The following is a 708-nucleotide window of genomic DNA, read 5'->3' on the forward strand; positions in this document are numbered from 1 at the left end:
GCAAGCCAGCCCGTCTGCGCGAATTCGCCGATCACGAGCGAGACGTTGATCAGGATCGCGCTGACGGCCGTCATCCAGAACGAAAGCGAGTTGATGAACGGGAACGCGACGTCGCGCGCGCCGATCTGCAGCGGCACGATCAGGTTCATCAGGCCGATCATGAACACCATCGCCATGAAGAAGATCATGATCACGCCGTGAGCCGTGAAGATCTGGTCATAGTGATGCGGCGGCAGGTAGCCGGGCCCGTTGTATGAAAGCGCAAGCTGTATGCGCATCATGATCGCGTCGGTGAAGCCGCGCAGCAGCATGACGAATGCGACGATGATGTACATCACGCCAAGTCGCTTGTGGTCCACCGTGGTCAGCCATTCGGTCCACAGCCATTTCCACCGGCCGGTGATCGTCAGCGCGGCGAGCACGGCCAGCACGACCAGACCCATGAGGACGCCAGCCGACATGATGATGGGCTCGTGATACGGGATCGCCGAGAGTGTGAGTTTGCCGAACATGTGTTACCCCTTCGTGCCGCAGGCGGCGTCCTTCAGGTCGAGGACGTGGCCATCGTTGTATTTCGCGATGATGTTGTGAAAGAGCCGCGGATCGACCGACGAGAAGTAGCGCACGGGCGCCTTCTCGCTCGGCTGCGCGACGGTGCCGTACACGGTCGCGTCGAGCCGGTCCGGCGATGCCTTCACCTTCTGCACC

At 61.4% G+C, this 708-nt stretch carries 2 protein-coding genes; both read right to left on the reverse strand.

Annotated features, from left to right (window positions below; all coding sequences use genetic code 11):
* A partial coding sequence (locus GQ57_RS27845; RefSeq protein WP_200880670.1) for a cbb3-type cytochrome c oxidase subunit I occupies window positions 1–512 on the reverse strand: 512 nt, incomplete at its 3' end.
* Between the two features lie 3 nt (window positions 513–515).
* The coding region (locus tag GQ57_RS27850; protein ID WP_200880671.1) for a COX aromatic rich motif-containing protein at window positions 516–708 on the reverse strand (193 nt) is incomplete at its 5' end.

Origin of the sequence: Burkholderia sp. MSh2, assembly GCF_000731655.1 — a bacterium.
GTDB lineage: Bacteria > Pseudomonadota > Gammaproteobacteria > Burkholderiales > Burkholderiaceae > Burkholderia > Burkholderia paludis.